The sequence below is a fragment of the Streptomyces morookaense genome (genome assembly GCF_013030945.1).
GTDB classification, from domain to species: domain Bacteria; phylum Actinomycetota; class Actinomycetes; order Streptomycetales; family Streptomycetaceae; genus Streptomyces; species Streptomyces morookaensis.
This window is the reverse complement of the sequence record NZ_JABBXF010000140.1, coordinates 1-5,003: the sequence shown is the minus strand read 5'-3', so window position 1 is coordinate 5,003 and position 5,003 is coordinate 1. Positions and strand designations below refer to the sequence as shown.

The window sequence follows — 5,003 nt, the reverse complement described above, 5'->3', positions numbered from 1 at the left end:
TCACCACCGACTATTTGCAACAGTGCCATTCGGATTTCATATAACCTATTTTTGTTGTTCAAGTTTGATTCCTTGGACTCTTCAGAATACAGACAGCAAATAAAGACCTTTCGTTTGAAGTATGTATTTCTTGCAGCAAAAATAATCAAAACCGCAAGATATGTAATCATGAAGTTGTCGGAAAACTATCCGTACAAGGGAGTGTATGAAAAATGTCTGGTATAATAAGAATATCATCAATAAAATTGAGTGTTGCTCTGTGGATAACTTGCAGAGTTTATTAAGTATCATTGCAGCAAAGATGAAATCAATGATTTATCAAAAATGATTGAAAGGTGGTTGTAAATAATGTTACAATGTGTGAGAAGCAGTCTAAATTCTTCGTGAAATAGTGATTTTTGAAGCTAATAAAAAACACACGTGGAATTTAGGGAATACTGATGTAACACGGATTGACCGTATTGGGAGTTTGAGATGGTGACAAAGAGAGTGCAACGGATGATGTTCGCGGCGGCGGCGTGCATTCCGCTGCTGCTGGGCAGCGCGCCGCTTTATGCGCAGACGAGTGCGGTGCAGCAAAAGCTGGCGGCGCTGGAGAAAAGCAGCGGAGGGCGGCTGGGCGTCGCGCTCATCGATACCGCAGATAATACGCAGGTGCTTTATCGCGGTGATGAACGCTTTCCAATGTGCAGTACCAGTAAAGTTATGGCGGTCGCGGCGGTGCTTAAGCAGAGTGAAACGCAAAAGCAGCTGCTTAATCAGCCTGTCGAGATCAAGCCTGCCGATCTGGTTAACTACAATCCGATTGCCGAAAAACACGTCAACGGCACAATGACGCTGGCAGAACTGAGCGCGGCCGCGTTGCAGTACAGCGACAATACCGCCATGAACAAATTGATTGCCCAGCTCGGTGGCCCGGGAGGCGTGACGGCTTTTGCCCGCGCGATCGGCGATGAGACGTTTCGTCTGGATCGCACTGAACCTACGCTGAATACCGCCATTCCCGGCGACCCGAGAGACACCACCACGCCGCGGGCGATGGCGCAGACGTTGCGTCAGCTTACGCTGGGTCATGCGCTGGGCGAAACCCAGCGGGCGCAGTTGGTGACGTGGCTCAAAGGCAATACGACCGGCGCAGCCAGCATTCGGGCCGGCTTACCGACGTCGTGGACTGTGGGTGATAAGACCGGCAGCGGCGACTACGGCACCACCAATGATATTGCGGTGATCTGGCCGCAGGGTCGTGCGCCGCTGGTTCTGGTGACCTATTTTACCCAGCCGCAACAGAACGCAGAGCGCCGCCGCGATGTGCTGGCTTCAGCGGCGAGAATCATCGCCGAAGGGCTGTAACTGGTTTTGTTGAATAAATCGAACTTTTGCTGAGTTGAAGGATCAGATCACGTATCTTCCCGACAACGCAGACCGTTCCGTGGCAAAGCAAAAGTTCAAAATCACCAACTGGCCCACCTACAATAAAGCCCTCATCAACCGTGGCTCCATAACTTTCTGGCTGGATGATGAAGCTATTCAGGCCTGGTATGAGTCAGCAACACCTTCTTCACGAGGCAGACCTCAGCGCTATTCTGACCTTGCCATCACGACTGTGCTGGTCATTAAACGCGTATTCAGGCTGACCCTGCGCGCTGCGCAGGGCTTTATTGATTCCATTTTTTCTCTGATGAACGTTCCGCTACGCTGCCCGGATTACAGCTGTGTCAGCAGGCGGGCAAAGTCGGTTAATATCAGTTTCAAAACGCCCACCCGGGGTGAAATCGCACACCTGGTAATTGATTCCACCGGGCTGAAGGTCTTCGGTGAAGGCGAGTGGAAAGTCAAAAAGCATGGCCAGGAACGCCGTCGTATATGGCGTAAGCTGCATCTGGCAGTTGACAGTAAAACACATGAAATCATCTGCGCTGACCTGTCGCTGAACAACGTTACGGACTCAGAGGCCTTCCCCGGGTTAATCCGGCAAACCCACCGGAAAATCAGGTCAGCCGCCGCCGATGGAGCTTACGATACCCGGCTCTGTCACGATGAACTGCGGCGTAAGAAAATCAGCGCGCTTATCCCGCCCCGAAAAGGTGCGGGTTACTGGCCCGGTGAATATGCAGACCGTAACCGTGCAGTGGCTAATCAGCGAATGACCGGGAGTAATGCGCGGTGGAAATGGACAACAGATTACAACCGTCGCTCGATAGCGGAAACGGCGATGTACCGGGTAAAACAGCTGTTCGGGGGTTCACTGACGCTGCGTGACTACGATGGTCAGGTTGCGGAGGCTATGGCCCTGGTACGAGCGCTGAACAAAATGACGAAAGCAGGTATGCCTGAAAGCGTGCGTATTGCCTGAAAACACAACCCGCTACGGGGGAGACTTACCCGAAATCTGATTTATTCAACAAAGCCGTATTGCGCCTGTGACACACACGAGAAAACAGGTAGATTGTGTGTGAGGGCAACTTTAACATAGCCTGCAGGTGTTAATTCAGGAGCATTGTTATCAGACCAAATATTTTTCATTCCATTAAATAGTCTTGTAGGGGATAAAATGAATTACGATGAAATAACGAAAATCACTGCAGAACGTATTAGCGACTACATGACTGAAGCGGTTAATACAGACTCTAAATCTGTTGCGGAAATGTTTCATAACGCTGCATGGGGAGTGCTATCATTGTGGTTTGAACTCGTCACAAAAATAGATCTGGATATACATAAAAAGAACAGGTATGCAAGTTATGATTTTAGAAGAAAAATCGAAATGCAGCATGAAGAGTTTCAGAAAATGACAGAGCGTGAGCAAGTGCCTTTATTGAAATTGCCTGAATAACAGAGACAGTGCAAACGATTATTTCATAATAACGATTATGTAATGACTGGTAAGAAAATAACTTGATTGAGTTCCCTTTATCCAGCCTGATAGTGGATAAAGGGAACTCAATAATAATTGAATTAATTTATTAGCTTCATCGCATTTTTTTTGGTCTCTTCATCACTTTTTTGCTCTTGTTGTGAAGAGGATTGAGTGACTATTGAAGAATTAAAATCGGCCATCTCTTTTGGAAATAGCGATCTCAATATATTCACGATATCTGAAAATGTGGTTTCTTTCGTCAGCAGCTCACATAAAAGGAAAGGGGTCCGGGGATCTTGTCTGTATAAGGCCAGACCTGCCGTCAGTGCGGCCCGGTTAAGGCGGCTTCGTTCCCCTTGCGGGATACTGTCCAGTGTATCACAAACAATTTTATCTGTTTGATTTACATCTGGATTTAGTTTGAAGGCAATGGTTCTGCGCTTGTCCATCATTAATTACCTATGAGATACATACCGTTAACTAAATCATATTGAGAGTTATTGGTTTTGAAAAAACGTTCATCACGAATCTGTGTGTGTTTTTTTACTGCATCGCATATTAATTCTGCGCCACCGCCTATAACCATAACATGAGTATAACCAGAAAATTCATTGAGCGTATTTAATACACGTTGCTCAAGTTTACGAAGTGCTTCATTCATTGCTTCGGTGACTATTGATATTTTGTTCTCATCATTAATTCGTTGCTTCAGATAGTTATTATCTTTTCTGTGAATGATTATATCGTCAGCAAGATAGCTACTTCCTTTTGTTCTCGCAAGAGAAAGGGCATCTTTTACTGCAGATGTAACCAGAGAGACACCAAGAGATGAGTCTCCGTATATTTTACTGATCCCCGATAATTTCCCCATTACCTGAGAAATATCTAATGTGGTGCCCCCGAGATCTATAATTAATAAAGAATCTAACTCATCCAGTTCTTGTAGAACTTCATAACCTGCCGGTATAGATTCAGGCATGACTTTTACATCTTTTATTGTGAATGTATCCCCGCCATTTAATGTAATTTTTTTCCGGAAGTTTGCTTTCTTACGCTCAATATTTTCCGTATTGGGTTGGTTATTTCTGTCGTAATACTCTGTCAGAGGAAGTGTGCAAACAATATCCACTTCGCTTACCGGCAGACCACTGGTCAGTAAGGCGTGATGCACTGCAACGACATTAACGTCGCTGTATTGCCATGCGATATTGGTTGTGACTACAGCATCCGGGCTGATTGGATCAAATGAATACTGTTCGCCGTTCAGTGTGTAGTTAAAGACCTTTTTATCACCAAAAGAGACTGCCCACTCGCGTTTGAAGCTGTTCGGGCTAATGTGCTGTTTAATTGTTCCGTCGCTTTCCTGCCACTGTAGTTTGATGTTTGTTGAACCGTCATCAATGAATACCAACATTTATAAAACTCCTTATGGTGTTTTTTTGGTGTGTGTTTGGGTATGTTTTGGGTTTTAAGTGGGTTTGTTTGTCAAGTTTACCCCATTTCAACCATCAATCAATGATTATTTGTCTTGTTTTGGTGTTTTATTGGGTTGGGTATGGGTTGTTTTTGGGTTTTGTTTGGCGGGTAACAAAAGATGTCGCCGGGCTCCTCTTTTTACTGCGCCGGCTGACGCGGCGCGGCAGGAACGCTGCCTGTGGTCAGTGTCCCGCGTCCGGCCGGGCACGGGACGGGCGCTTTTACCGCTCCCGGCTGGCGTTGGTGACAGTGTACGCCAGCCCGTCGCCCTTTTCTGATGAACGCCCTTCAAGCCGCTTTCGCGGCATATCCTCGCCGTCAAAAAGACGACGGCTGCGGTATTCCACGGTCGGCCTGACCCGTTACCGGACGCGGTGAACAGCCCACAGGCAGCGGGGAACGGGCACCACAGGGGTGCCCTCCCGGTGCCCTCTGTAAGAGAAGGAGTGCTGTTATGTCCCGTTTTATCCTGGGTGACTGCGTGCGTGTTATGGCCACGTTTCCGGGCAATGCTGTCGATTTCATCCTCACCGACCCGCCGTATCTCGTCGGTTTCCGTGACCGTTCCGGGCGCACCATCGCCGGCGATAAAACCGATGAATGGCTGCAACCAGCCTGTAATGAAATGTACCGCGTACTCAAAAAAGACGCGTTAATGGTGAGCTTCTAT

Annotated in this window: 6 protein-coding genes and 1 pseudogene; 5 read left to right on the top strand and 2 right to left on the bottom strand. The window is 47.4% G+C overall.

Features of this window, described 5'->3' with window-relative positions:
* The 4 genes and pseudogenes from HG542_RS36565 to HG542_RS36550 form a co-directional block, all read left to right on the top strand.
* A pseudogene (locus HG542_RS36565) lies at positions 1-225 on the top strand (hypothetical protein); the annotation flags it as partial.
* Between the two features lie 249 nt (positions 226-474).
* Positions 475-1,350, top strand: a complete 876-nt coding sequence (locus tag HG542_RS36560; protein ID WP_013188475.1) for an extended-spectrum class A beta-lactamase CTX-M-65 — start codon at positions 475-477, stop codon at positions 1,348-1,350.
* A gap of 79 nt (positions 1,351-1,429) precedes the next feature.
* Positions 1,430-2,353, top strand: a complete 924-nt coding sequence (locus HG542_RS36555) for an IS5-like element IS903B family transposase (protein WP_012579081.1) — start codon at positions 1,430-1,432, stop codon at positions 2,351-2,353.
* Positions 2,354-2,551: 198 nt separating this feature from the next.
* Positions 2,552-2,833, top strand: a complete 282-nt coding sequence (locus HG542_RS36550; RefSeq protein WP_001333089.1) for a hypothetical protein — start codon at positions 2,552-2,554, stop codon at positions 2,831-2,833.
* Between the two features lie 122 nt (positions 2,834-2,955).
* Here HG542_RS36550 and HG542_RS36545 read toward each other — a convergent pair whose 3' ends face one another.
* Complete coding sequence (locus HG542_RS36545; RefSeq protein ID WP_000361389.1) at positions 2,956-3,306, bottom strand: plasmid partitioning/stability family protein; 351 nt, start codon at positions 3,304-3,306, stop codon at positions 2,956-2,958.
* Positions 3,307-3,308: 2 nt separating this feature from the next.
* Positions 3,309-4,271: a plasmid segregation protein ParM gene (gene parM, locus HG542_RS36540; protein ID WP_000959884.1), complete on the bottom strand. Its 963-nt coding sequence runs from the start codon at positions 4,269-4,271 to the stop codon at positions 3,309-3,311.
* A gap of 516 nt (positions 4,272-4,787) precedes the next feature.
* Between parM and HG542_RS36535 the strand changes: the two genes are divergently transcribed.
* Positions 4,788-5,003, top strand: a 216-nt coding sequence (locus HG542_RS36535; protein WP_327758425.1) for a DNA methyltransferase, incomplete at its 3' end; no start/stop codon positions are given.